The sequence below is a fragment of the Gordonia hydrophobica NBRC 16057 genome, from assembly GCF_001592365.1.
Lineage (GTDB): Bacteria > Actinomycetota > Actinomycetes > Mycobacteriales > Mycobacteriaceae > Gordonia > Gordonia hydrophobica.
This window is the reverse complement of record NZ_BCWU01000006.1, coordinates 65,763-92,465: the sequence shown is the minus strand read 5'-3', so window position 1 is coordinate 92,465 and position 26,703 is coordinate 65,763. Positions and strand designations below refer to the sequence as shown.

General features: G+C 67.0%; 19 protein-coding genes and 1 riboswitch. Of the genes, 6 read left to right on the top strand and 13 right to left on the bottom strand.

What is annotated here, in order from left to right; all coding sequences use genetic code 11:
* Window positions 1-19 precede the first annotated feature (19 nt).
* Together hemG and hemQ are read left to right on the top strand one after the other, a co-directional pair.
* Complete coding sequence (gene hemG / locus GH2_RS11485; RefSeq protein WP_066167642.1) at window positions 20-1,408, top strand: protoporphyrinogen oxidase; 1,389 nt, start codon at window positions 20-22, stop codon at window positions 1,406-1,408.
* A gap of 38 nt (window positions 1,409-1,446) precedes the next feature.
* On the top strand, window positions 1,447-2,142 hold the full coding sequence (hemQ, locus tag GH2_RS11480) for a hydrogen peroxide-dependent heme synthase (protein ID WP_066167639.1): 696 nt from the start codon (window positions 1,447-1,449) through the stop codon (window positions 2,140-2,142).
* Window positions 2,143-2,158: 16 nt separating this feature from the next.
* Here hemQ and msrB read toward each other — a convergent pair whose 3' ends face one another.
* The 8 genes from msrB to GH2_RS11440 form a co-directional block, all read right to left on the bottom strand.
* Entirely contained in the window at window positions 2,159-2,587 is a 429-nt protein-coding gene (gene msrB / locus GH2_RS11475; RefSeq protein ID WP_066167635.1) for a peptide-methionine (R)-S-oxide reductase MsrB, read from the bottom strand.
* A gap of 17 nt (window positions 2,588-2,604) precedes the next feature.
* Window positions 2,605-3,837, bottom strand: coding sequence for a glycosyltransferase family 87 protein (locus GH2_RS11470; RefSeq protein WP_066167632.1), 1,233 nt, complete (start codon window positions 3,835-3,837; stop codon window positions 2,605-2,607).
* A gap of 13 nt (window positions 3,838-3,850) precedes the next feature.
* Entirely contained in the window at window positions 3,851-4,618 is a 768-nt protein-coding gene (locus GH2_RS11465; RefSeq protein ID WP_066167628.1) for a (2Fe-2S) ferredoxin domain-containing protein, read from the bottom strand.
* The gene (locus tag GH2_RS11460; protein ID WP_066167626.1) at window positions 4,615-5,433 is read right to left on the bottom strand and encodes an ABC transporter ATP-binding protein; all 819 of its coding nucleotides are present in this window, start codon (window positions 5,431-5,433) and stop codon (window positions 4,615-4,617) included. The genes GH2_RS11465 and GH2_RS11460 overlap by 4 nt, the downstream gene beginning before the upstream one ends.
* The gene (locus GH2_RS11455) at window positions 5,430-6,473 is read right to left on the bottom strand and encodes a FecCD family ABC transporter permease (protein ID WP_066167621.1); all 1,044 of its coding nucleotides are present in this window, start codon (window positions 6,471-6,473) and stop codon (window positions 5,430-5,432) included. The genes GH2_RS11460 and GH2_RS11455 overlap by 4 nt, the downstream gene beginning before the upstream one ends.
* 7 nt (window positions 6,474-6,480) lie before the next feature.
* Window positions 6,481-7,488 (bottom strand): ABC transporter substrate-binding protein, encoded by a 1,008-nt coding sequence (locus GH2_RS11450; RefSeq protein WP_084247453.1) that lies wholly within the window; start codon window positions 7,486-7,488, stop codon window positions 6,481-6,483.
* Window positions 7,489-7,516: 28 nt separating this feature from the next.
* Window positions 7,517-7,700, bottom strand: a riboswitch (cobalamin riboswitch).
* A gap of 11 nt (window positions 7,701-7,711) precedes the next feature.
* Complete coding sequence (locus GH2_RS11445; protein ID WP_066167618.1) at window positions 7,712-9,298, bottom strand: alpha/beta fold hydrolase; 1,587 nt, start codon at window positions 9,296-9,298, stop codon at window positions 7,712-7,714.
* Between the two features lie 10 nt (window positions 9,299-9,308).
* Window positions 9,309-10,070 (bottom strand): dihydrofolate reductase family protein, encoded by a 762-nt coding sequence (locus GH2_RS11440; RefSeq protein ID WP_239588809.1) that lies wholly within the window; start codon window positions 10,068-10,070, stop codon window positions 9,309-9,311.
* Window positions 10,071-10,114: 44 nt separating this feature from the next.
* Here GH2_RS11440 and zapE point away from each other — a divergent pair, with 44 nt between their 5' ends.
* Window positions 10,115-11,131 carry a cell division protein ZapE gene (gene zapE / locus GH2_RS11435; RefSeq protein ID WP_066167609.1) on the top strand — a complete coding sequence of 339 codons (1,017 nt, stop codon included), beginning with the start codon at window positions 10,115-10,117 and terminating at the stop codon, window positions 11,129-11,131.
* Window position 11,132: 1 nt separating this feature from the next.
* Window positions 11,133-11,765 (top strand): Type 1 glutamine amidotransferase-like domain-containing protein, encoded by a 633-nt coding sequence (locus tag GH2_RS11430; RefSeq protein WP_066167605.1) that lies wholly within the window; start codon window positions 11,133-11,135, stop codon window positions 11,763-11,765.
* Between the two features lie 39 nt (window positions 11,766-11,804).
* Here GH2_RS11430 and GH2_RS11425 read toward each other — a convergent pair whose 3' ends face one another.
* Together GH2_RS11425 and GH2_RS11420 are read right to left on the bottom strand one after the other, a co-directional pair.
* Window positions 11,805-15,224, bottom strand: coding sequence for a DUF499 family protein (locus GH2_RS11425; protein WP_066167603.1), 3,420 nt, complete (start codon window positions 15,222-15,224; stop codon window positions 11,805-11,807).
* A gap of 70 nt (window positions 15,225-15,294) precedes the next feature.
* Entirely contained in the window at window positions 15,295-18,054 is a 2,760-nt protein-coding gene (locus GH2_RS11420) for a DUF1156 domain-containing protein (protein WP_066168393.1), read from the bottom strand.
* Between the two features lie 192 nt (window positions 18,055-18,246).
* Between GH2_RS11420 and GH2_RS11415 the strand changes: the two genes are divergently transcribed.
* Window positions 18,247-19,863, top strand: a complete 1,617-nt coding sequence (locus GH2_RS11415) for a DUF222 domain-containing protein (RefSeq protein ID WP_157086074.1) — start codon at window positions 18,247-18,249, stop codon at window positions 19,861-19,863.
* An 849-nt stretch (window positions 19,864-20,712) separates the two neighbouring features.
* Here GH2_RS11415 and GH2_RS11410 read toward each other — a convergent pair.
* Window positions 20,713-24,201 carry a helicase-related protein gene (locus tag GH2_RS11410; RefSeq protein ID WP_066167593.1) on the bottom strand — a complete coding sequence of 1,163 codons (3,489 nt, stop codon included), beginning with the start codon at window positions 24,199-24,201 and terminating at the stop codon, window positions 20,713-20,715.
* 53 nt (window positions 24,202-24,254) lie between these two features.
* Window positions 24,255-24,851 carry a GNAT family N-acetyltransferase gene (locus GH2_RS11405; protein WP_307825395.1) on the bottom strand — a complete coding sequence of 199 codons (597 nt, stop codon included), beginning with the start codon at window positions 24,849-24,851 and terminating at the stop codon, window positions 24,255-24,257.
* A gap of 100 nt (window positions 24,852-24,951) precedes the next feature.
* Between GH2_RS11405 and GH2_RS11400 the strand changes: the two genes are divergently transcribed.
* Window positions 24,952-25,830, top strand: coding sequence for a DUF4261 domain-containing protein (locus tag GH2_RS11400; RefSeq protein ID WP_066167590.1), 879 nt, complete (start codon window positions 24,952-24,954; stop codon window positions 25,828-25,830).
* 25 nt (window positions 25,831-25,855) lie between these two features.
* On the opposite strand, the gene GH2_RS11395 is transcribed toward GH2_RS11400, so the two are convergent.
* Complete coding sequence (locus GH2_RS11395) at window positions 25,856-26,680, bottom strand: DUF4261 domain-containing protein (RefSeq protein WP_239588810.1); 825 nt, start codon at window positions 26,678-26,680, stop codon at window positions 25,856-25,858.
* Window positions 26,681-26,703: the final 23 nt, after the last annotated feature.

Here is a 26,703-nt window from a genome sequence, read left to right as displayed (position 1 = left end):
CTGTGAGGGTCGCCCGATGATGGCGCGGGCGCCTCGGGTCGCGGTGGTCGGCGCGGGTGTCTCCGGACTGACGGCGGCGTTCCGCTTGCGGCAGTCGCTCGGCGTCGACGCGGTGATCGACGTGTACGACGTCGCCGACCGGCCGGGCGGGCTGCTGTGCACGCGGTCCGTCGGCGGCGCCGCGGTCGACATCGGCGCCGAGGCGTTCATCGTGCGCCGACCCGAGGCCCGCGATCTGATCGCAGAGTTGGGGCTCGCGGATCGGGTGGTCGCGCCCGGCGGCATGCGCCCCGCGATCTGGTCCGACGGCCGACTGCACCCGCTGCCCGCACCCGCGCTGATGGGCATTCCGCGCGGCCCGGAGCCGATGGTCGGGCTCGCCTCGGAGGTCGACCTGACGCGGATGGCCGCGGAACCCGACCGGCCCCTCACCTGGTCGGCGGGCGACGATCCCGCGATCGGCGAGCTGGTCGCGGACCGGTTCGGCCCGTCGGTGGTGGCGCGCGGCGTGGACCCGATGCTGGGCGGCGTCTACTCGGCGCTCGCGAACCAGTTGGGTCTGCGCGAGGCGGTGCCGGCGCTCGCGACCGCGCTCGATGAGGGTGCGCCGTCGTTGACGGCGGCGGTCGGCCGAGTGCTCGACGCGGGCGCGGTGGCCACCGGCCCCGTGTTCGGCGCGCTGCTCGGCGGCTATCGCGAACTCGTCGACGCGCTCGTGGCGGCCGGGGGAGCGCAGCTGCACCTCGCGAGCCGAGTGGTCGGTGTCGCCGGACGCACCGGTGACTACCAGGTGTTGCTCGAGGCGTCCGGTGAGCCGCGATCGGTGGACTACGCCGCCGTCGTGCTGGCGGTACCGGTCTGGACGGCCGCGGGGCTGCTGGATCGCGTTGCCCCCGGAGTCGCCGAGGTGTTCGGAGGCGTCGAGGCCGCGGGATCGGCGGTCGTCGCGCTCGCCGTGCCGCCGTCGACCGCATTGCCCGAGCATTCGGGTGTCCTCGTCGCCACGGACGCCGATCTCTCGATCAAGGCGATCACCCTCAGTAGTCAGAAGTGGCCGCACCTGCGGGGCGGCGACGTGCACACTCTGCGGACCTCGTTCGGTCGGCTCGGTGATCCGGTGACGCTCGCCGACGACGCGCTGGTGGCGGCGGCCGTCGCTGACGTGACTTCGGTCTTCGGGGCGGCGGGTGTGCCTGCACCGACCGTCGTCGACGCGCTGGTGCAACGCTGGCCGCAGGGCCTGCCGCACTACGGTCCCGGTCATCTGGAGCGGATGCGAGCGGCGCTCGCGACCCTGCCCGATGGAATCGGCGTCGCCGGCTCCGGCTATCGAGGGGTGGGCGTGCCCGCCTGCATCCAGACGGCGGGGAGCGTAGTGGGAGAAGTCACCGCAACCCTGGCCACCTGACGGTTCGCCGGGTTCGCCGCGGTGGCACGATGGGAGGTATGAGTCGCCTCGATTACGCCCAGTTGAATGCCACTGTTCGCTACCTGATGTTCTCGGTCTTCAAAGTCCGCGCAGGTGAGCTTCCGGAGAACCGCGAGGAGGTGGCCGCCGACACCGACCGCTTTCTGGCCGAGATCGAGGGCAAGGGCGTCGTGGTGCGCGGCATCTACGACGTCGCGGGCCTGCGCGGCGACGCCGACTTCATGATCTGGTGGCACGCCGAGCACATCGAGCAGTTGCAGGACGCCTACTCGTCATTCCGTCGCAGCACCATCGTCGGCCGCGCCAGCGACCCGGTGTGGAGCAACGCCGCCGTGCATCGGCCGGCGGAGTTCAACAAGAGTCACGTTCCCGCGTTCATCGCGGGCGAGGAGCCCGGCGCCTACGTCTGCGTGTACCCGTTCGTGCGGTCGTACGAGTGGTACCTGCTCCCGGACGACGAGCGTCGCAAGATGCTCGCCGACCACGGTATGGCGGCCCGCGGGTACAAGGAGGTCCGCGCTAACACGGTTCCGGCGTTCGCGCTCGGCGACTACGAGTGGATCCTCGCCTTCGAGGGCCCGGAGCTGCACCAGATCGTCGACCTGATGCGTGACCTGCGTGCCACCGAGGCACGACTGCACGTGCGGACGGAGATCCCGTTCTTCACCGGACCGCGCGTCGACACCGCGAAGCTGGTGTCGTCACTCCCGTGACGAGCGGTCCAGTGCCCTATTCGGCGTCGAACTGCAGGCTGATGGAGTTGATGCAGTAGCGCAGATCGGTGGGGGTGTCGTAGCCCTCACCGGCGAAGACGTGGCCGAGGTGGCTCTGGCAATTGGCGCAGAGCACCTCGGTCCTTCGCATTCCGAGGGAGTCGTCGACCCGCTCGATCACGTTGTCGCCCGCCAACGGCGAGAAGAACGACGGCCAGCCGCAGTGCGAGTGGAATTTGGTGGTGCTGCGGAACAGTTCGAAGCCGCAGGCGCGGCAGCGGTACACGCCCTCGGCCGTCGAATCGGTGTACTCGCCCGTGAACGGGCGCTCGGTGCCCGCCTGCCGCAGGACTGCGAACTCCTGCGGCGTCAGCCGGGCGCGCCACTGCTCATCGGTGAGGTTGCTCAGGTCGGCGGGAGTTTCAGACTGCTGCGATTCGGTCATATCGTCGAGGGTAGCGCTCAGGCGGCGGTCGCCGCCGGATCGGACTGGTGGGCCGGCGGAGTCGGCGCCGCCTTGTTCACCGCGCGCAGGTCGAGGTAGCGGAACAGCAGCACGCAGAACACCGCGATCATCAGCAACGACCACCCCAGCGGCACCTTGTTGTACTCCAGGTAGCGCCCGAACGGTTCCCACTTGTTCGAGGCGAAGACGTCGAAGGTCATGCAGCCGTAGACGCCGAGCCATGCCGGCCAGTTGCGCATCGTCGAGCCGGGCAGGAAGACCGTCATCAGGAGCGGGAACAGCAGCATGGAGTAGTAGCCCTGGCCCAGCGATCCGACGAGGAACGTGGTGCACAGGAGGATGCCGGTCGACGTCGCCAGCCACAGCAGCTCATCGGTGCGGCGGTAGTACTTGTACAGGAACCAGAGCGAGAAGACGGCCATCGCCGCGAAGGCGATGCGCAGCAGCCACGACAGCCACGAGTCGATGCCGAAGTACAGGGCGTTGCCGGTGATCGAACTGTTGTAGTAGTCGCGCGATTCCCCGAGATAGGGAACCGTGCGGCGAATGAAGTCCATCGGGTCGGCGGAGATCGGCCAGGCGAGCGCGTTGAGGACCACCGGGATGCCGACCGCGGTGATCAGGATCTTCCACTGCCGGTTGAGCAGCACCAGCAGCAGGACCGGCGCCAGCACGGGCTTCACGGCGAGGGTGAGTCCGATGAACACCCCGGCCCACAGGTCGTGCCGACCCAGCATCAGCATCATGAACGCGAGGAGCCCGAGGAGCACGAATCCGTTGAAGTTGGTGAAGATCAACGTGTGCGCCACGGTCTCGGTGCTGAAGAAGAAGAACAGCAGAGCGGGGAAGACCCACGAGTCGTATCGGAAACCGAACATCCGGGTCAGCAGGTAGGCGCACAGGATCAGGACGGCGACGCTGACGCCGATGAAGATCCACCGCGAGGTCTGCGGGTCGATCACCGCGAGCGGCGCCATCAGCAGGGTGCCCGACGGCGGGTACAGGTAATGCGGATCGACGGTCGAGTAGTTCTCGTTGTAGACCGGCATCCGGTTCAAGAACGCGAGCGCTGCGTTGTAGACGGGGGTGAAGTCGTCGGTGCGGTGCCCGTTGACACCGAGGATCACCGACCGCTGGAAGATCATCATGATCGAGATCGGCCAGAGGATCAGCGATACGATTCGGCCCGGTTCAACCCGTGGGAACAGGGAGCGCTCAACAACGTTCACCCGCGTGACCGTACTACATCTGTGCTGCGCATCCCGATTCTGACACGTGAGCGCCGCTGTCTGCCCGCTCACCGAGCCACGCCGTCACGGGCGCGCCGCCGCGCAGGTGCTCGTCGACGATCCGGCCGACGCGATCGGCGGTGGCTCCGTGGTACCAGACGTTGTCCGGATAGACCGCCATCACCGGGGCCTGAGCGCAGGGGAACAGGCAGCCGGTCACCGTGACGAGGACGTCGTCGTCGCCGAGCCCGTGGGCGTCCAGCTCGGCTTTGAGGGCGCTGACGCTCTCGCCCGAACCCTGGGCCGAGCACCGCGGACCGCGGCAGACGAGCACGTGGCGGGCGAACCCGGGAATCTGTTCCCACAGCGGCGACACGAGCGGCGCGGTGGTGGTCGATGCGGCGGCTCCGCCGGCGTCGACGGCCGCGGCGAGAACATCGGCGTAGGCGTCGACCTCGCAGAGCGAGGCGCCGATGCGCACGGCGGGCAGGTCTTCGTCGGCGCGGGTCCGCAGCCAGTGGCCGATGACCCGGCGAAACCAGGCGTCCATCGAGCGGTCGGCGAGGGTCTGGCCGCTGACGACCAGGACCTCGCGGGCGCCGCCGACCACGGCGTCGTCGAGGGCTTCGGTGACCGATCGACCGTCGCCGCCCAGGACGGCGGTGCGGAATTCGACGCCGGGCGTGCGTGCCGCCAGGGTGCGCAGGGCCGGCGCGAGTTCGTCCGTCGGGATCGCCCCGCGGTCGGTGGGGGCGGTGACGATCACCCAGTCGACGCTCATCGGATGTCCGCTTTCTCTCGAGGATTCGGGTTCGGGGGCGCCGCGGCGTCGATCGTCGCGCACGGGACGACGAGCGGACCGCCGGTCGCCGGGTGCACCAGCACCTGTGCTTCGATGCCGTAGACCGCGGCCAGCAGGTCGGGGGTGAGCACCTCGGTGGGAGCACCCTCCGCGCAGACTGCGCCTTCCTGCAGGACCACCAGGCGGTCGCAGAACATGGCCGCCAGGTTCAGATCGTGGATCGCGGCGACCACGGTCAACCCCAGCTGTCGGGTTAGGCCGAGCAGGTGCAGTCCCGCGGCGACGTCGAGGTGATTGGTCGGTTCATCGAGGACCAGGACGTCGGGGCGCTGCGCGAGGGCGCGGGCCACCTGCACCTTCTGACGTTCACCGCCCGAGAGGGTGTGCCACGTTCGACGGCGCAGCGATGCGAGGCCGAGTGCTTCGATCGCGTCGTCGACCTCGGTGGACGCCTCGCCGAGCGGTCGTCCCCATCCCGAGGAACGGGGAATGGTGCCGAGTTCGACGATCTGTTCGACGGTCAGCTCCAGGACGGTCGTCGACTGCTGTTCCACCTCGGCGACGCTGCGGGCGAACTCGCGTCGGCCGATGCCGCGCACGTCACGCCCGTCCAGCAGGACGCGCCCGGAGTCGGGCTGCTGCCAGCGCATGATCATCGACAGCAGCGTCGACTTGCCGGAGCCGTTGGGTCCGATGATGCCGGTGAACGCGCCGGTGGGGGCGGTGCAGCTGACATCGCGCAGGATGGCGGTGTGCTCCACCGCGAAGTCGATTCCGCTCACTTCGATGGTCATGCCGCACCCTTCTGTCGGCGTAGGAGCCAGATGAAGGCGGGGACGCCGATCGCCGACGTCACCAGACCCAGTGGCAGCTCACGCCCGGAGATCAGGGTGCGGGCGACGACGTCGGCCCACACCACGATGAGTGCGCCCAGCAGGATGGTCAGCGGGAGCAGGCGAGCGTGCAGCGGTCCCACCAGGAAGCGGACCGCGTGCGGGATCACCAGGCCGACGAAACCGATGATCCCGGAGATCGCGACCAGCACCGCGGTGCAGAGCGAGACGAGCGCGTACAGCGTCCAGCGCGTCCGGGCCACGTGCGTTCCGAGTCCGGCCGCCGCGCGCTCGCCGAACGCGAAGGCGTCGAGCGTGCGGGAGTGCAGGATCACCGCGGCGATGGTGATCGCCGTGATGACGCCGCTGAGCAGCAGACTGTTCCAGCGGACGCCGGCGACCGAGCCCAGCGACCACATCATCACCCGGTCCGCGGTGCCGTGCGGGCCGAAGTAGACCAGCCCGGAGCTGAGCGCGGCCGACAACTGGCCCACCGCGACGCCCGCCAGGATCAGCCTGCTCGGCAGCAGGGCGCCGCCGCGCGTGACGGCGATCGCGAAGACCAGCAGCAGTGCCCCCATCGATCCGATGAACGCCGCCGTCGCGACGACGGGTCCGCCGGCGAACATGCTGAATCCGAGCCCGGTGCTCAGGACGATCGATGCGCCGAACGCCGCGCCGCCGGACATGCCGAGGATGTAGGGGTCGGCGAGCGGGTTGCCGGTCAAGGACTGCAGCACTGCACCGCACACCGCCAGACCTGCCCCGACGGTGGCAGCGCCCACCACCCGCGGCAGCCGGAGATCGACGACGATGTGCTCGTCGAGGACGTCGACCCCCGATCGCAGACCGATCCGACCGAGGAGCGCGTCCACCACGGTGCCGAGTGAGAGATCGGCGGATCCGATCACGACGCCGAGGCCCATGCTCACCGCGAGGAGCGTCGCGAGTGCGACGGTCCAGAACAGGAAGCTCGGCGAGCTGCGGAGGTGTGCGCGCATGTCGCGGCTACTTCGCCAGGGCCGCCGAGAGTCGGGTCGCACCGTCGATCAGCCGCGCTCCCGGGGTGCTCTCCGAGAACGGGATCACCACGAAGGCCTGGTTCCTGACGGCGGTCAGGTCGCGGAGGGCGGGGTCGGACTCGAGGTAGGCGCGCTTGGCTTGTGCGGGATCCCAGTCGGCGTCGATCAGCACGATGACGTCGGGGTCGGCCTTGAGCACCGACTCCCACCCGGTGGTGGCCCAGTTCCCGGACAACTGCGCGAACGCATTGGTGGCGCCGACCGCGTCCATCACCAGCTGGGGTCCGCCGTCGCGGCCGCCGACGGAGGGGCTGTCGGTCTGCGCATCCCACCACATGACGGAGGTGCCCGCGCCGGCGTTCCTCGTCGCGAGCTCGGCCAGGGTGGTGCGCATGGTCGTGTTCACCTTCGTCGCTGCGTCGGCGCGACCGAAGAGCACACCGTAGTCGTCGATCTCGGCGGCGATGGCGTCCCACGATGGCGCGGGCCGCTTCGACGTGTCGGCGCACCCGAACGGGGAGACATAGGTCGCGATGTCGAGGCCGGCGAGCGACTGGCGGCTGCCGAGCGCCTTGTCGTCGAACGCCGAGGAGTACGACGCCGTCACCAGGTCGGGACGCTTCTGCAGGAGTTGTTCGCGATCGGGGTACTTGTCGGAGAGGACCTCGATGCTGCGGTAGGCGTCGGCCCACTGAGGGGCGATCGCGTCGTCGAGGTAGGCGGTGCCCACCAGCTGCTTCTGTGCGCCGATCGCGAGGGCGGACTCGGTGGCGCCCTGATTGACGGTGACTGCCGCGGTGGCCGGCTCGGCCAGGGTGACCGTTTGGCCGCAGTTCTCCAGGCTGATGGCGGCGTCGGTGCCGGTGGCCGCGTCGTTGCTGCTGCACGCGCTGAGCGCCAGGACGGCGGCCACACCGGCGACTGCGGTCAGCTTCACGGCAGTCGACTTCACGGCGGTCGACTTCACCGCGCTGAACTTCACTAGGGTACGCATCGCGGACCCCCTTTCCAGATCTCGTGGAATCACGGGGTACGTCGCGGCCGGTCTCCTGGCTCAGCAGGGCTGCCGACGTCGTGCCTTCCCGGATGACGAGCACCCAGTGGCCGGAGGCTTGCACTCCAGACGATCATCGGACCTGCTCACAGTGGCGAGTCCGCGCCGGATTCTCACCGGACTTCCCGAACACCGTGACGTATGGCGATGAGTGTATCCGCCGTCAGACGGGGCAGGTTCGTCCGCTCGGCGCGCCGAGCGGATCGGGGCCCAGGTACTCGCCGATCAGGTCGGCGGCGCAGCGGGAGTTGGCGCTCACCGCGTAGCCCAGGCCGTCCCAGGCGACGGTCGTCGGGTCGGTGTTGGCTGCGAGGAACAGCGGCGTGAGATTGTTCGCCGCGTCGGAACCGTTGATCGGATCGTTGGCGCCCACCAGGATCAGCGGGGCGACAGCGAACTGGTCAGGAGCGGCCGGGGTGTCGGTGACGCCCCAGCCGTCGCAGCGAGCGAGGTCGAGCGCGGTCGTGGTGCCGGTGAGCGGGTTCTCCTTCGACCAGTCGCGAGCCAATGACGGAATCTCGTCCCCGCCGGGGCGGCCGCGCATGTCGTTGCAGCGGGCGAGGAGTTGGCCGTCGTCGAGGCGAACGGCGCGTCCCCGGTCGGCGAGGCGTTTGAGTGCGGCGGTATCGCCGCGGTCGGCGTCGACGAGCGCCGTGCCGATCGCCTTCAACCCGTCGGCCGACGTGTCGTCGAGCGCGAGCGCCGTGGTGACGGCCATCAGCACCTCGGTGTCCGAGAGCGCGCCGTCGCGCGGGGTGGCGCCCGCGTTGACGAGCCGACCCACCACGTCGAGGCCGGTGGCGCCGAACGCGCAGCCGGCGCCTGCGCAGCGATTGACGAAGGCGGCGAGCGTCGCCTGGAGACCTTTGGCGCGGCTCGCGGCGGCGTCCTTGGCGCTGACGTTGTAGCCGACGGGGGAGTCCAGGATCAGGCGGCCCACGTTGTCGGGGTGCTCGGCGGCATACGCCAGGGCCACCGATGAGCCGCTGCCGATGCTGAGGAGAGCCAGGCGGTCGACGTCCCAGCGGGTTCGCAACTGCTCGAGGTCGGACGCCGCGTTGAGAGCCGAGTAGTCGAGCTGGTCGGGGCTCAGCGTGTCGTTGCACTGGTCGGCCGCCGATCGCGCGCTCTCGGCGAGACCGTCGGCGCGTGCTTCGGTGTCGCGGTTCGCGGTGGCGCCGTTGTCGGTGTAGGCGCTGCGTTGGCGGGTGGTCATGCAGTCGATCTGACCGGAGGTGCCGAAGCCGCGGTGGTCGACGGCCACGATCGGCTGCTTGTCGAGGAGGCTCCGCCCGTCGCGGTCGGCGTACAGAAGCAGGGCGCGCGAACTCGGCATGTCGTCGCCGGAGGTCAGGACGATCGGTACGGCGTCTTTGGGCGTGGCATCGGTGCGCGCCCGGACCACGCCGATGCGGATGGTATTGCTCGTCGGGTTGTCCGCGTTGGCCGGAACGTCGTAGCTCGCACAGTCGAGCGTCACCCCGTCTGCGATCTTCTCCGCGTACTGCTTCGCGATGCGGTCCGAGCACGATTTCCAGTTGAGCGAGTTCTTCGGTGCGGACAGCGCGGGCCCAGTCGGCTTCGCGGGGCCGGCGTCGTTCCCCTGGTCGCCGCGCACGATGTCCGGGCCGGTGTCGGGTCCGGTGGCGCAGCCGGCGAGGAGGGCTCCGGTGAGGATCGTCGCGGTGAGCGTGGCGATGAGGGCGGCGACACCGCGTCCCCGCGCACGGCGGTGTCCGGTGAACTGCATGTCCGCGAGCCTAGCGGGTGTCAGGCGACGTCCGCGGAACGGCACGCTCCCACAATTGGAACAGGAACCCGTCGTCGTCGCCGATCACGTGGCGCAAGCGCATCGACCGCAGGCCCGGCGGTCGTGCGCCGTGTGCGATGCGCGGGGCGTCGCCTCCGGTCATCTGCGGGCTGACCGTCAGCGCCAGTTCGTCGAGGAGATCGGCGGCGGTGACCGCGGCCAGGAATCGTGGCCCGCCCTCGCACAGCACATGCTGGACGCCCCGCGCGGCGAGGCCGTCGACGAGGCGGTGTGGATCGATGTCCTCGTCGCCGCAGTCGATGAGCGTCGCGCCGGCGTCGAGCACACGTCGTCGTGCCGCCTCGGGCGCCGACCGGCAGGTGGCCACCAGCACGTTCGGATCGGCGAGGGTGGTCGCCGTGGCTGCGCTGTCGGGGGAGATGCTGAGCGATCGGGTGACCAGGACCAGCAGCGGGACGGGGCGCTGGCCGCGGGCGGCGCGGGCGGCGGCGTACTCGGCAGGTGTCGACGGCGGGTGGTACCCCTCGTCGACGGCAGTCTGTGCACCGACGACGATCGCGTCGGCGAGACTGCGTTGCAGGTGGAAGATGCGATGGTCGCCGTCGCCGCCCAGACCACCGGACTTGGCGTCGACGGTGGCGGCTCCGTCGATGCTCGAGACCATGTTCGCGCGGAACACCGGCCGGTCAGCGGGGCCGAAAGAGTACGCCTGGGCGAGTCGTTCTGCTGTGACGTCAGTCGCTTTCTGCATGAGGAACATCAATCCATCATGCGGGTCATCGTTACCCTTGGTGAATGCTGGCACGACTTAGCGATCGGAATCCGGTCCTGGCTCCCGACCAACTCATCGACGACATGGTGCCGCCGATGATGTTCGACGAGGTGAGTTTCGACTCGTACATCCCGGACCCCAACGAACCCAGCCAGTCGGCGGCGGTCAACGCCTGCCGCGACTTCGTGGCTCGGGCGTCCACGGTGCGGTCCGGCGGCAAGAAGAGCTTCTTCCGCAAGGCGGCGCCCAAGCAGGGTATCGGCCTGTACCTCGACGGTGGGTTCGGTGTCGGTAAGACGCACCTGCTCGCGTCGGTCTACCACTCGATGCCCGGCCCCAAGGCCTTCGCCACGTTCGGCGAGGTCACCAACGTGGTCGGCGCACTCGGCTACATCGACGCCCTGGAGCGACTCTCCGGTCACAGCGTGCTGTGCATCGACGAGTTCGAGCTCGACGATCCGGGCGACACGATGGTCGTCTCGCGACTGCTGACCGAGCTCACTGCGCGCGGCGTGTCGATCGTCGCGACGTCCAACACGCTGCCCGGGCAGCTCGGCGAGGGGCGATTCGCAGCTCAGGACTTCTTGCGTGAGATCCAGAAGCTGTCGGCGATCTTCGAGACGCTGCGGGTCGACGGCCCCGACTACCGTCATCGCGATTTGCCGCCCGCGCCGGAGCCCTCCTCCAACGATCAGTTGGAGGAGTTCGCCGAGAACACCGTCGGCGCCACGCTCGACGAGTTCGACGACCTCGCCGGGCACCTGGCGAAGCTGCACCCGTCCAAGTACAAGGCGCTCGTCGAGGGCGTCACGATGGTCTGCATCAAGAACGTGCACCCCGCGCCCGATCAGGCGGTGGCCCTGCGCTTCGTCGCGCTGACCGACCGCTTGTACGACGCGGAGATCCCGGTCAGCATCTCGGGCGCCAAGCTCGACGAGATCTTCACGCCGGAGATGATCGCCGGCGGCTACCGCAAGAAGTACCTGCGAGCGGTGTCGCGGCTGCTTGCCTTGAGTCGATTCGCGGAGGCCAACGACTGATATGCAGGGACCGCTGATACTGCTGTCCCTGGGCGCGGGCGCTCTGCCGGAGCATCTGCCCGCCGTTCAGGGGGACCAGTACGTCCGAATCGGTTATATCGACGAGGCGCAGCGTCATCTGCTCGACGAGCCGTTCACCGGGCCGGAGCGTGAGCGGCTGGTGCGGTTCGGCTACCACGTGGTGAACATCGATCTCCGCAGGAACGGGTTCGAGGACGATCTCGCCGCCGTCGATGCCGTCTATGTCTCCGGCGGCGACACGTTCGCCCTCATGGCCGGGCTGCGTCGCAGCGGCGCCGATGTGATCATCGCCGACCGCGTCCACGCCGGTATGCCGTACGTGGGTCTGAGTGCGGGCGCGGTGGTCGCCGGGCCGGACATCGAGCCCGCCGCGCTGATGGACGATCCCGGCATGGGGCTCGATCTCGTCGATTTCCGCGGCCTCGGACTCACCGACACCGTCGTGATCCCGCATGCCGACGGACAGCTGCCGCCGTACCCGCCGGATCTCATCGACCGCACCCTCAACGAGTACGGCGACCGCTTCACCCTGCTGCCGCTCTACGACGACCAGGCGCTCATCGTCGACGCCGACGGCTCCCGCGTGGTCGACTCGACGGAACCGGCGGTCTGACCGCTCCGCCGGTTCGCGTGAGAACCACGCCCCCGATACTCAGTCGACCTCGAATCCCGACCCGTCGAAGCCAAGTGTCGTCGCATTCTCGGACACGGTGCGTCGCACGGTGTCGCTGTACCCGTCGGGGTTCTCAGCGCTGATCTCCAAGCGGATCTCGACTCGACCGCCCGCCGAGGCGAGGTGGTTGAGCACTTCCTTCTGGATGTCGCTGAATCCCTTCGCGGGCAGAACTGGGTCCAGGCTGACGGTGCCGAAGTAGCGTCGTTGGACCGGCGTGGGGTCGGTCGCCTGAGTACCGGCGCCGGTGCCGCCGGTGCCGGTACTGGTTCCAGCGACGCCGCTGACGCCGCCGGATCGGGGCGAACCCTCGGGCCCTCCGTCGCCGGTCTGCGTGTTGCCGTCGGCCTCGGCACGTCGTCGTTGATCCTCGATCTCTGCGTCGCGCTGCGCGTCGGCGATCTTCGGTTTGACGATCAACGTGCTGTCCGAGAGGTGCAGGGTCGCGTCGTCGCCCGGCAGGTGCAGCCCGATGTAGCGGTCGGCGGACTCGTCGTAGGCGTCGGCGAACGCGAAGCCGTCCTGACGCCAGCCGATCTGGTCGTCGAGCACCGAGTACAGACCGTTGATGAGGACGTCGCGGTCGCGGAGTCGAGCCAGGTAGGGGTAGGTGGCGTAGTAGCGGTAGAGGGTGCCGACCTCCAGGCGACCGGATTCCCACGCGGGAGCGAGTCGACCGGTGAGGTCCATGGTGATCAACGACGACGACCGCGCTTGCGCGATGTGGTCGGAGCTCAGCTTGGCGCCCGCGCGGGTGTACAGGTCGGACTTGGTACCGGTGATGCCGACGGTGGCGATGGAGTAGGTGGCCTCCCCGGCCTGCTGCTCGGGGCACAGGGCCCAGCCGAAGGTCTCGGCGAGTCGGTCGCCGACGATGCCGTCGTGCCTGCCGCGCTGTTCGGTCGCCTGCTTGGTCTGCTGGCCGCCGAGCCCGTAGTCGTCGGCGTTGTCGGCGACGTGTTTCCATGCGATGTAGTCGCGGACGGCGGCCTCCAGATCGCGGGCGCGGTTCTCGTCGGCCGCGAGGAAGACGAGGGCGTTCTTGAACGATCGGATCGCCGTGCCGCGATGCTCCAGCACGTCTTTAGCCCACGGCATCGCGGTGGGGTTCTTGCTGCGCGCCGAGTGCGTGTACTTCATCGGGACCACGACAAGCCTGGTCTCGGGGTCGTCGGGCACGTCCGCGGATGATTCGGGGAACACGTGGATGCCGGCGAACGTGCTGTCGGTGGTCTGCCTGCGGAGGTCAGCGAGGCGGCGTTCCACCTCGGCCCAGACGTCCTCCTGCTTCAGTCCGGCGGCGTGGTCGCGGGCTGCACGGGTGATGTTGGCCTGCGTGTCGTACCAGTAGCGCGACGTCTCGCTGTAGAGGTAGGTGGAGTTGCTCGCCAGGGCGTCGAGCGCCGAGTGGAAGTTGCCGGGGACGTCGCCCGGCAGTGCGGTGCCGAGGAAGATCCGCTGCTTCTCGGCGCCCTTGTGGGCCGAGTGGATGCCCGGCGTGGCGGCCATGAAGACCGAGCGGGCCAGCCGCTGCGCCGCACTGCGACGCCCGAGGTGCTCATTGTTCTTGTCGACCAGGTAGGGCACCGAGTCGCGGCCTGCGACGTCGGTCGACACGATGGGCTTGAAGCCGTCCTCCAGGTACTTGGTCACCTCGGAGACCACGTCGGCGTCGTCGAGCGGAACCGTGCCGGGCATGATCAGGGCGGCGCCGCTGTCCGAGCGCCACAGCGATCCGACCACGCGGTTCATCATCTGCAGCACACCGCGTGTGCGCTGGAAGCGCTCCAGCGTCGACCAGTCCTGGTACAGGCGGTCGAAGAGTTCGGGATGGATCGGGTAGCAGCGTTTGATCCGATCCTCGTACTGGGAGTCGCGGACCTCCGACGGGAACTCGTTGTGGTACTTGCGGTAGAACTCGACGACGGCCTTGGCGATGTTCGAGATCTTGGCCGACGCCGCGGCGTCGGGGGCGGAGAAGATGCGGCGGCGGACGATCTCGAAGCTCTCCTCGGCGTTGGCAGGCTGCCACTGGTCGGCGGTGCGGCCGATGACGTGTTTGAGGGCGTTGAGCGCCTCGCGGCCGTACTCGCCGCCGACTTCCTCGTCATTGACGTCGTCGTCACTGTCGTTGCTGTTCGACGATGCCGGAATCGAGATGACCACCTGGATGCCGCTGGTGGCGCGGGCGGCTTCGGTCAGGGTCTGGGCGAACGTGAACTGGGTGTCGAAGTCGCCGGCGGGGAGGTCGTTCTTGCCGACCAACTGCCGGGCGTACGCCACCCATTCGTCGATCAGGATCACGGCGGGGGAGTACAGCTCGAAGAGCTCGCGCAGGTCGGCGCCGGGATTGGTCGACGTCCGGTCGGACTCGGCGATGACGTCGTACGCCTCCTGGCCGCCGAGCTGCCAGGCCAGCTCGCCCCACATGGTGCGGATGTTGGGGCGGCCGCCGTCGGTGTTCTCGCGCGACGGCACCATCTGGTTGCCGACGAGCGCGACGCGGCGGACGCCGTCGTTGAGCTTCGTGAGCGGCTGTGCCAGCGGGGCGATCTCGTCGCCGAAGGTGTTGATGTCGGCACCGGGCGACGCCAGATGCCAGAGCGCCAGCATCGAGTGCGTCTTGCCGCCGCCGAAGTTGGTCTGCAGGTTCACGACGGGCGATGCGTTGTCGTCGCCGGTCAGCCGCGCGACGTTCCTGCCGATGAGGTCCCGGAGGCCCTCGGTCAGGTACGTGCGGCCGAAGAACTCTGCGGGGTCGGTGTACTCGGACTTGTGGCCGCCGCTCTCCATGGCGACCGTGTACAGGTCGGCGGCGAATTCGGCGGCGTTGAACTGATCGCGCTGGATGTCCGGGTGCGGGGCCAGGACCTCGCGCCACGGCGGCAGGTTGTCGGAGCCCACCTGCAGTGCGGGCACGCTCCGCGCGACGCGGTCGGCGGCCTGCCGCGTGCCGATGTCCCGGACGTCGTCGCGGAGTTTGGCGACGGTTGCTGCTTCTTTCGGCGCTCCGATCGCCAGGAGGAATCGGTAGCAGATGTCGAGGTCGAACTGCGCCTCGTCGTTGGTGAAGTTGTCGTGGTGCGCCAACCGGTTGCGCGCGTCGACGAGCTGATTCGCCCACGAGATCTGGGAGCGGCTGAGCCGCTTGCCGAGCGGGTCCCACCCGCGCTTGAACCGGAATGGAATGTTGTCGGTGAACATCTTCAAGCTGTCCGACGGGTCCAGCGGGTTGTACTTCTTGTCGGGATGGGCGTTCTGCACCGTGCGCAGAATGTCGATCCACCCTGAGGCGCCCGCGGGCAGCTCGGGACCGACCGTCTCCGTCAGGAAGCGATCGACGGCCGGTCCGAGCAGCTCGAGTGCCTGGTGGATTCGGTCCCGATTGCTTACTGCCACAACGACTCCTTTGGTACGCACACGACAGTGTGCGTAGCGAAGATTATCAGTTGGACAATCAGGACACGGGCTAGAGCAGCACTTCTTGGTGGACGGCGTCCTTCGCAGTACGGGCGATGTCGCTCCAGGCGGCGCCCAGACTGTTGAAACTGACGGCGAGTGCGGTCGCCTTGCGATCCTCCGACAGCTTGAACAGCAGGCTGGCGAGTTCCCGACACAGATCCGTGTCGACCGCGTCGGGGACCAGGCTTAGCAACGACGCCGCCGCAGGCACGCCATCCGAGTCCAGGACTCGCACGAGGTGCATCACAACCTCCCACTGACTGATGGAGCTGTCTGTCGACGGGTCGTAGTCCTCGGGCATGTCCGACGGTGCGATCAATGCCGTCTTGCCGCCGCCCTTGGTGAGGATTCCGGCGCGCTCCAATGCGTCCAGTGAGATTCCGCGTGCGTTCGCGAGCGACTCGGCGTCGCCGAATCTGCCGCTGTCGAACCCGTTCTGCCGGAACCAGGTCAGGGCGAAGCGGGTGGCCGAGTCGAAGTCGTTCTCGAGCTCGCCGAGCACCTCGTCCAGAATCGCGTTGATCCGCTGCAGTGCCGTCCGCACGGTCATCTTCGAGCCGTCGTCCTCGAGCACCGCGCTGTACTCGGAGAAGATCGCCATGCCGGGGCCGATCGCGGCTTGCGGTAGGTCGACCGGCGCGATGGCGCCCTGCTGTAGTTCACGCAGGTTGGTGGGGAGTTCCGTGCGCAGCCGCGCGAGGAAGTTGCGGCGATCGATGCGGGGTGCGTCTTCGGGGCGCGGACGGAGCGCGAGGACGATGGAGGAGGCGAGGGCGTTGGTGCCTTGGCTCAGCATCCGGTTGCTGAGTTCCGACCGCATCGGCCAAGTGGCCGTGATCTGCCAACCGGAGCGGATCATGCCCTCCAGTAGGGTCTCCCAGCCGGTCGAGGCTTGTCCGTCCTTCGACGCGTCCTGCTGTTTGAACGCGTAATAGACGGTGATGGGGAAGTCCACATAGGCGTTTTCACGGGCGCGCCGGAAGACTTCGCGGAATCCGTCCTCAAAGAATTTGTGCGCGCCCTCTTTGCCGTCGTGGCGGTATGGATTGGCAACGAGCTCTTCGGCTTTCGGGACAAGCATTGTGGACAGTAGGGAAGGATGGATATCTCTCAGACAATGACGTAACCACACGTAAAAGAAGTCCGATAGTTCCGAGTAGTCGATATTGTCGTAATATGGAGGATCTGTGGATATCAAATGAGTGCTGACTGACGATGCCGCGTCTTTTTGTGAGACACAAGCTCTATTTGCCGCAGATAATGAACTAATCGCGTCTGTCACTAGCTTCAAGTGAGCAGACCAGGATCCGATGGCCGTTCCGAGTGGATTCGGCTCAACGTAGTCCCAGGTCATGGGAATGGCTTGGCGTGCGAACGTTGACCGAATCTGCTCGTTCTTGTTGTGCCAGGTAGTAATTGAGGAGCCCTGGTCAGCACACCTGGTCAAACACAGTGCGAGGTAAGTAGCCACCGAGTCTGCATACGCCAGCGCACCTGATCCGCCACTTTGTAGGCTTTCGCCGAGTGCGAGGCCGCAGCCAATTGCATCGTTGACCACGGTTTGGTGAATTTCTCTGATAAGCGAACTAAACGTCGTGAGTGCCAGAATCTGTCGGTTCGTGAAAAGGGATGCATAGGTGGTTAAACCGTAGTTCGGCGTCTTGAAGTCGCGCGGGTTTCTCGGCAGTTTTTGGTCTGGGGCGTCGACTGGAAGGTCCACCTTACTCGCGAGTTCATGTTCTTCTGTGGGTGCCAGGTAGGTTCGGCGCCGGTCTCCTTCTGCTACTACTGCTAACAGTCTCTCGCCCATCCGGTGGGCACGACCTTCAGAACGAATGTAGGGCAGCGAGACTTTTGACTCGCAGCGGATACATTGCGCTCCTGATCGGCCAACGGTTCCGTCGGAGTCTTTGTGCGGCGCCTCATTTAGTTCGGTTCCGATTTCAAAGCTAACGACATGACCGTTCACTCGAGGCTTTACGTACGCCTCTCTTCCCTTCTTTCTTCCGAGCCACCATGATCGGACTAATGGCATGTCTATTCGACAGTCAGGGTTCGGGCACCTAACGGTTCTCGTCCACATCCATGCAGTAACGGTTGATTTTTTCTGGTTACCTGAGAGAATTTCAGGATAATGACGCCCAATCCTTTCCGCGGCGAGGTCTCGAATCTTTTGTCCGTAGAATTCGACGTCTTTGGCAAGCCCTTCGGACCCCGACCAGACTGTGAGCGCCGCTTCGAGAGCTCCCGGAGAGACCGGCGGAGACGAGTGGAACCGAGCGGGAATATCGACCAGGGCGACATTTATAAGGACGGCAACAGGATTGAGGTCAGAGGAGAATGTCGTGAGTCCAAGTCGTTGGGCTTCAAGCGGGATTGATCCACCTCCGGCGAAAGGATCGAGAATTGCCGGGGGATGTCCTCCTGTTGAGCGCAGAATTTCTTCGTGCGCTTCAATGCTCACTGACTCGATAGTTTGTGCATCTGCGTTAGCTAGGCGTTCAGTCAGTTCGAAGAGACTACGCCGTTGTGCTTCCTGTTCTGCCTCAGTTGGGTATAAGTCGGGCCTGGAAGCGGGGTCATCTACGAGTTGGGCAAATAGGATGGCTCGTGCGGCTGCGAGGGGGCGTCGAGCCCACCAATAGGCGAGGCTCCACGGATGCTTGGCGGGCCGCTTTCTTGCGGCTGCTTCGTTGATCTTCTGCAGCGGGATGCTGACCTCAATCAACTTACGTTTCTGAACACTACCGTGTGCGTCGATGGACACGAAGACCCCTTGCTGGCTCTGGGCGGACGAGAACATTGCAGTGTATATGCACACGAATGTGTGCAGGATTCGAGGTAGACGTTGCGGGCTTGCGCTCGTCATTGGCGGGTCTGTTTTGTCAGACCCCGACTCTATAATCGAACGTGAGTTCTAGATCAGGGTTGGTTGGGCTTCTTGGATGGGGAGGGTGTCATGGCAACAGCAACGATGGATCAGGTGAGCAGGTCAGGTCGAGCGGGTGCGGCGCGCGGGTCGGTGAGGATTACGGACAGGTCGATCGGAATCGACATTGAACGACCTGTCATCGGCGACGGCCCCGCCGCGGATGACGCCGCGACGTTGTGGTTTGCCGCTCTCGGGGAGTCCTTCGACGGGCTGGTGCGCTGGCATCGTTACGAGGCTGTCTACAGCCTATTGGTGAAGCGGATGGCGCAGGCCGACGCCGCCGGTTCCATGGACGTCTACACACGGGTGTATGACCCGCTGTGCCAGGTCGCGGCGTCGTACGCCACCGTCGCCGGAGTCCGCCAGTGCACCGCCGAACGCTTCGTCGAGGCCGCGCAGGCCTGCTTCGAACGCATTCCGGCGGTCGGCCGCCTGCTGCGGGACGGCGCGATCACCACTGCGTGGTTTCAGCGCGTGGTGGAGCAGACTGCGCTCGTCGACGACCCGGAGCTGCTCGCGTTCATCGACGCCGAGATCGCCCACCGGCTGACGACGATGGGCGGCCTGTCGGCGCGCCGCGTCGAGGATGCGGTCGCCGCGATTGTCGCCGAGCACGATCCAGATGCGGTGACGTTGACGCGGGAGCAGGCCAAGGCGTCGAAGAAAGTGGTGGTCAATCCCCTCAACGACGCGGCCTCCGAGGTCGTCGTCACGACTACCCCGGAGGAGGCGATCCTGTGCAAGGACTCTCTCGATGCGGTGATCGAAGGCATCTGCGCACATGATCCGCGTACGCGTGGCCAATTGCGGTCCGATGCCGCGGTCGCGCGGATGGTCGGCTCGGACTTCGTGTGCGGCTGCGGGCGGGACGATTGCACCGCGGCATTGTCGGTGCAGGAGGTGACGTCGCGGTGCGCGAAGATCGTGCTGCACGTGGTGACCCGACAGGAAACCCTCGACGGGGCGTCGGAGGAGCCCGCAGTGATGGACGGGCACGGCCCGATTTCGGCGGCCCACGTCCGCGACCTCGCCGCCCGTCCCGATGCGGTGTGCCGGCCACTCAACGTGGCCGACTTGGCGGCGCGGATGGCTCAGCCGGGGAATCCGTACCGCCCGACGGCGGCGCTGGACACGGTGGCGCGCGGCCTGTTCGGTGGGTGTTCGTGGGCGGGCTGCGACCGTCCGGCGTGGCGTTGCGATCTCGACCATGTCACCGAGTTCAACCACGCAGACCCGGCCGCCGGCGGTCCGACGTGCCTCTGCAACCTCAGTCCCAAGTGCAAGTTCCATCACGGATTGAAGTCCCATGCCGACGGCTGGCTCGACGACCAGATCGTCGACGCCAACGGCACGGTGTGGACCGAGATCACTACACCGGAAGGGGTGACCGTGCGGCAGCAGGCCGCGAACATGTGGTTGCTCCCCGAAGCCGGGTTGATTCCGTGCTCGCACCCCGATTTCGCGGTGGGTGCGACACGCCGGGGGTTCAGACACGCCGAGGACGCTCCTGAACGATCACTGTCGCGGGTGGAAGCCAAGCACCAGTACCGGATGCGGCGCCGGGCCGCGAACCGCCGCGCCCGCGAGGCGCAGGAAGCGCAGGCGGCGGCGATGGAGGCTGCGGACGGACAACCCCCGTTCTAACTTCTTGATTGTTCCTCCTCACGATGGCGTCGTCGGCAGACGTCGTCGGATCAGGTGTTGCGCCATCTCTTGACGACCGCGGATGTTCGATTTGGTGCGTACTCGGCGTGTCTGCATGTTCGGCGTGTCGATCCGGTCGGGCGGAGCGTGCGTGCAGGCGGCTCATACGACACGCCGAACAAGCGAACACGCCGAGATGTGCCGTTCTTCGATATGCCCATCGAGCGGTCGAACTGTCGTGCTCTGGTGGCAGGCACGGAATGAACAGTCCTCGGCCAGTACGACACGCCCAGGAACCCGACACGCCGGACTTGCACAGAAATCAACACAACCACGTGTGCGACAGGAGCGGGGTAGTGCAGTGCCCCGCCGCCGACGGTGTCGGCCGTGATGCGCACTTGGCCGGCCTCGGGCGTCTTCAAAAAGGGACGTACTCGGCGTGTCTGTTTGTTCGGCGTGTCGTATACGCCGGTACGCATGCTCCGTCCGACCCGGATCGACACGCGGAACAAACGGACACGCCGGGAGGCGCCGTGATTCGTTATGGCCGTCGAGCCCGTCGTTTACTTGCTCCAAAACGATGATTCCCGCGGTGCGATAGGCGAGCGCGGTGCGGTGCCCGTGACGAACGGTGTCGGCCGCGATTCTCACTCGACCCGATAGAGCCCCGTCCTCTGTGTCTTCAAAAAAAATGGACGTACTCGGCGTGTCGGAGTTTTCGGCGTGTCGAGCCGTTCGGACGGAGCATGCGTGCAGCCTCATACGACACGCCGAACAATCCGACACGCCGAGGTTGTACCAAAACGCGGTCGGGGCGTTCCCGATACGGACGCCGAAGGGGGACTGCAGTCAGTGCGGCTCCGATGCCTTACCCCACGCTTTGCGCCATTCCAGTTGTAGTCCGCTGGTGTCGGTGCCGGCGAGGTCGACGTCGTGGAAGTAGTTGGTCAGATAGCGGACTTCGTCGTGCTCGGGACCGCCGGGACTCACCGAGACCATCGCGAGGCGATGATTCACGCCCGTGTTCTTGCCGCACGCCACTTGATTCGACGACACGAAGAAGTGTTCCGCTCCTGCGACCCGGCCTTTCACTTCGATGTAGATCGACGCGGGGTGGCTGCCATCCGGCAAGGGGCCGGGGCGCGACAGTACGTCGTAGCCAGGATTGTTGTGAGCCTGCTCTTCGGGGCGGCGTCCCAGACTGTGCTCGGCCCGCAGCACGGCGTCGACCGCACGACGGTCGGTGATCGTCGAGTCCGCGGCGTACTGCCCGACGGCACCGCCGACGGCGCCTGCGGGAACCACGAGGACAGCGGTCTCGATTCGCGGCGGCCGTGCAGTCAGGACGCGCTCGTCGGCGAGCTCACGCAACCGACGGTGCAATCGGGCCTCCAGATCGCGCGCCTGCCGCTCCAAACGCTCCGGACTCACGCGCCGCTTCTTCCCTGACGCGCCCGCACGGTCTTCTTCGCGACGTCGGGCCGCTTCGGAATCGAGGTAGTTGATCTGACCCACCAACCGTGACCGCACCGCAGCTTCGGTACGAGCGTTCTCCGGCACGACGCGATCGCGGACATCGCGAAGATGCTGCGGAACCGAGGTGCCGCCCGCCCACTCACGGGCACGCTGAGTGAAACTGGCGGTGTCCAGCGAGGCGAGAGACCCGGCCGACCATGAAGTCGCGTCGTCGGGCAGCGGCTGCAGGTCCAGATGGGGCGCCGGGCCCGCGTCGGCCACCGTGCCGTCTGCGGCGACGGACACGAAGGAGAACCGTTTGCTGACAACGGTTCCGGCACCGTCGACGATCTCCGTCGTCAACGCCACGATGGCCCGCGGCGCGGTGCCGGGATCGGAGGGGTCGAGCATCACGGCACCGGTGCTCAGCGTCGCACCGTTCCGCTCGAGAACCTCGTCGATCAACGCGTCGAGCAGGGGATGACCGGGGGCGAGCAACTCGGCACGCACCGCCCCGCTCGAGACCGCCGTGGGCTCGAACGTGACGCGCTCGTACGCGCGCGTCACCGGGCGGCCGGCATGCTCGCGTCGCACATCACGATGACGCAGCGGCGCAGGCACATTCGAGATCTGAAAGCGGTGGCGTTCCCGCTTCGAGAGACGTCCGCCGAGAGTGCCGAACGCCTCGGCGAAGAATCGCTCGATGTAGTGGGGCTGGAGACGCCGTGCGACGGCCTCGTCCATCGCGCGGCGGAGCCGATCCAACTCGACCGGATCGAGAGTCTCCCGAGCCAGCGCACGTTCGGAGACCAGCGTGTCGCATCCCGTTGCCACCTCGGCGTCGACGATTCGCTCGATCTCGTCGATCCGTGCGGGATCATCGCCGTACAGGATCGCGTCCCACAGCAGGTCGCGCAGCGGACGCCCGGCGAACGCTTCGTCACCGAGCACGTCGAACAGCTTGCCGCCGTATGCGGCACGTTGCTGATCCATCTTGGCGAGCAACCGGGTGTACACCTGGCCTTCGCGGGTCTGCGCGGCGACGATGTTCCACAGTCGGCACACGTTCTTCTGGCCGATGCGGTGGATTCGACCGAAGCGCTGCTCAAGCCTGTTCGGATTCCAGGGCAGGTCGTAGTTCACCATCAGATGGGCGGCTTGCAGATTGAGGCCTTCGCCCGCGGCATCGGTGGCCACCAGCACCAGTCGCGTCGGCTCGTTGGTGAACTGCTCACGGATCGCGACGCGTTCGCCGCGACGCGTCCCGCCGTGGATGGTGAGCACGGCGTCATCGGAGCCGAGCACGTTCCGGATCTGCGCCGTCAGATAGTCGAGCGTGTCCTTGTGCTCCGTGAACACAATGAGTTTGCGCGGCTGTCCGCTGTCGTCACGCAGCAATGACTGGTCCGTCAACAGGCTCCGCAACTCCGACCACTTGCGGTCGATGCCTCGGTCGCGGACGCGGGCGGCCAACGTCACCAGGTCTTCGAGAATCGCGATCTCGGTATCGAGTTCGGCGACGGTGCGGGCCGCCGTCGCCGCGTCGACGACTTCCTCTTCCAGCCGCTCGTACTCTTCGGCACTGAACTCGTCGGGGTCGTCGAACGCGTCGGCGGGCGGCAGAGCGGGCGCATCGTCGACGGGAATGCGACCAGCGATCAGGTCGGCGCGGCGGGACGCCAACCGGTCCCGGCGACGCTGCAGACTGCGCAGGACCGCGTGGGTACTCGACGCCAGTCGACGCTGCAGGACGGTGAGGGCGAATCCGACGGTGCGCCGCTTCGGCGAATCCGGCGAGCTCTCAGCCCGATTCATCTCCACGCGGACGTACTGGGTCACCGCCTCGTAGAGCTCCGCCTCGCCGTCGGAGAGGTCGTACGGCACGGTCTCGGCGATGCGCTCCGGAAACAGCGGCTTTCCCTCGAAGGTGAGCAGCTCCTCCTTCACCATCCGCCGCATCAGGCCCGAGGTGTCGGCCACTGCGTCGGTCTGCGGACGTCCCGCGAAGCGGTCCTCGTCGAGCAGGGACAGGAACAGCTGGAAGTTGTCGTCATTGCCCGCGTGCGGAGTCGCCGTCATGAGCAGCAGATTCCGGGCGACGCCGCCGAGCACGCGACCGAGTTTGAAGCGCTCGGTCTCCTTGACCTCGCCGTCCCAACCCTGCCACGACGCCGACATGCGATGCGCTTCGTCGACCACCACCAGATCCCATTCGCTGACCTCCAGATGCGCGATGAGCTCGGGGTCGCGAGCCAGTTGATCCATCCGCGCGATCATGAGCGGATGCATCGGGAACGGATCGCCGCCCGGGCTGGCATTGATCAACTCGCGTGTGAGCAGCGTCGCGGTGATGCCGAACTTCACGATCAGCTCGTCCTGCCACTGCTCGACGAGGCCGCCGGGCGCAACGATCAGCAGGCGTGCGAGGTCGCCGCGGAGCATCAACTCCTTGGCATACAGGCCCGCCATGACGGTCTTGCCTGCGCCCGGATCGTCGGCGAGCAGGAAGCGCAGCGGGGTTCGCGGCAGCAGTTCGCCGTAGACGGCGCGGATCTGATGCGGCAACGGCGAGATGTCGCTGGTACCGATCGCCGCCATCGGATCGTGGGCTCCGGTCATCGCAATGCGCAGCGCTTCGGTGGCCAGACGGAAGCGCCGCGGATCGGCGTCGAAGCTCCATGCCTGCTCTGCGTCGTCCTCGATGTGAAGCGAGTCGAGGTCGTCGGCGAACAGCATCTCTTCGCGGACACCCAACCGGTCGTCGCGCACCACGATGGTGGCGGCGTCGGCGCCGGAGGCGATCACTGCGACGAGGTGGACAGGGTCGCGCCACCGCCCCGACAAGCGTTGCCCGGGACGAAGATCTGACAGCGACTCGATCATGTGCACACCATAGTGTGCTTATCGGACAACCGTGATCGCGCGGGCCGCTGCCCTTACGGCTGCACGGACCGGCCGAGCACGAAGTCGTGCTCGATGGCGCCGTTCATGTTGAACGATTTGGTGCCGATCTGCGTGAACCCCATCTTCGTGTAGTACTTCTTGGCGCGCTCATTGCCGGAGTGGACGCCCAGCCAGATGTAGGTGGAGCCGCGGTCGGCGGCCGCGTCGATGGCCGCCGCCATGAGGACGTGCGCCGGGCGCTGCTGGTTGTGCGCCGCGTGATGGTCGGGGAGTACGTACATCTTCGAGATCTCGGTGACGGTGTCGGCCGCGATCGCGTCGGCGCCGCCGGGCGCAGCGAGGACCGCGGCGTGGACGGCGTCGATGGTCGGGACTTCGTGCGCCAGCAGGGAATAGCCGATGATCGCGGCGTCCCGAGTCCGGGCGACGAGAACCTGCTTCACCGGATCCGTGATGTACTCCGCGAACCGCTCAGCCGACAACTGCTGGGCGATGTGCGCGGCGATGTTCTCCGGCGTCGAGTGCGGTGGGCACGCAAGGGGAAAGGTGATCGCTGCGACGTCGGCGACGGCCTCGGCCAGCGACGGGTCCGTCACGGTCTCGACGACAATGGTGGAGTCAGGAGTCACGGTCACCTCTCCATGATTCCAGGAGACGGCACTCGGCCGTCGCAAGGGCCCTGCGTACTCTCGGCAGGGAAATGGGACCTACCGAAGGATCGTCGTCGTGATGCCATTGCTCGTCTCCCTGTTCGCGTCCCGTCCCGACCCCGAACTGACGGTCGACCGAGTGTTCGGGCAGATCCAGTCGGACTGGGGCGGGTTGCTGGCCGAGGAGTTCACGACCATCCGGCCAGAGACGGCGCTGGAGACGATGAGCCGACCGACGCGTGGCGATGCGATGGGGTTCCGATTCGACGACACGCGCGTCGTCGTGGCCGCCTTCGATCTGCTGTACCAGTTCGACGCCGTGTCGGCGGCCGAGGCGAGTGCGCACTGGGACGACGCCCTGGAACTGCCTGATCTCGCCGGAACCTCGTTCGTCGCCACCGTCGTGCCGAATCTCGACGCCGGCGACGACGAGGACGACTTCTACCTCCGCGAGGACCGGGACATCATCAGCGAGGCGATCCTGATCTCCCGCGTCGTCGCCTCGGTGCAGGCGTGCACCGACACGGTGACCGCGGTGTACGCTCACCCGTCCGACATGCTGGTACCGCCGCAGGTGTATCGGCAGTCCGCGTTAGACGCTGCGCCGGGGCTGCCGCTGACGATGTGGGTCGACTTCCTCGTCGCCGACGAGAGCGGCGTCACGTCCGGCGAGACGTTCGGGATGTCCGACCTCGGCCTCTACGACATCGAGATCCCCGAGAGCCGGACGCCCGGCGAAGCCGTGGTTCGCGTGCTCGCCGACACCGCGGTCCTGCAATATCGGGAAGGCCCGGTCATCGACGACGGCATGGTCATCGAGAGCGACTACGGTGATTTCAGCGCGGGCATCGAGCCGTCGAAGTACGACCCGGAGCAGTGGGTGCTCATACTGTCCCCGCCGGTCCTGGCGAACCGTGCACAGCGCCGAGCTGCCCAACGGAAGAATCGTCGGCGCTGACGGCCGCGTGACAGCCGGCCCAGCGTCAGCGCTTGCGACCGAACCAGCGGCGCTTCTTCTGCTGACCGCCGACCGGTGCGTTTCCGGCGCCGATGAATTCCAGTGCCAAGACGATCTTGTCCTCGTCGACCTGCGACGGCGCATGCCGGGCGACCACGTCCGCGGCGTTGGTCTCGCCGATCGTGTCGCCGTCGCCGACGATGGGACCGTTCTCGATCTGGTAGATGGCCGTATTGACGATCCTGGTGAACGTGTCCTCGGCGGACTCCTGGGACTCGGCGATCTCGACGTCCATGAGGTTGAGCATGTCGAGCCCCCGGGTGTGGCCCGTCATGACCCCGTCGGGGCGCGGAGCGACGTTCAGCGCCACCCACGCGGGCAGAATCGGGTTGGGGAGCGTCTCAAGGGCCAGATCGCGGAAGATCGCCGGCAGGATGACGTGGTTCGCGCTGCCGAAGTAGACGGCGACGATGGTGTCGGACAGGGCCACGGCCGACGCGATCACCTTCGAGAGCAGGATGGCGTCGGCGATCGAGGCGACGTGCGACGGCGCCGCATTCGGGCGGAGCACGGTCACGATGGTGTGCGCGCGGTAGTCGGACGGTGCGGGGACTTCGTTGGGCCAGAGCCGGCTGTGCGCGGCGATCTCGTTGAGATCGTCGCCCACCTGCGCGGCGACCGGCATGAGAACGATCATCTGGTCGCCGTAAGAGAAGGACAGGGGAGCGTCGGGAGCCGTCGGCCGCTCGAGCTTCAGGAGCGAGGAATCCACGTCCGGAAAGTCGTTCAGGATCTGGGCGAGGAGTCGGTCGCCGTCGATCGTGGGGTCGAGGTGGCTCTGGAAAAGCATCGCGAGGCTTGGCACGTCGACAA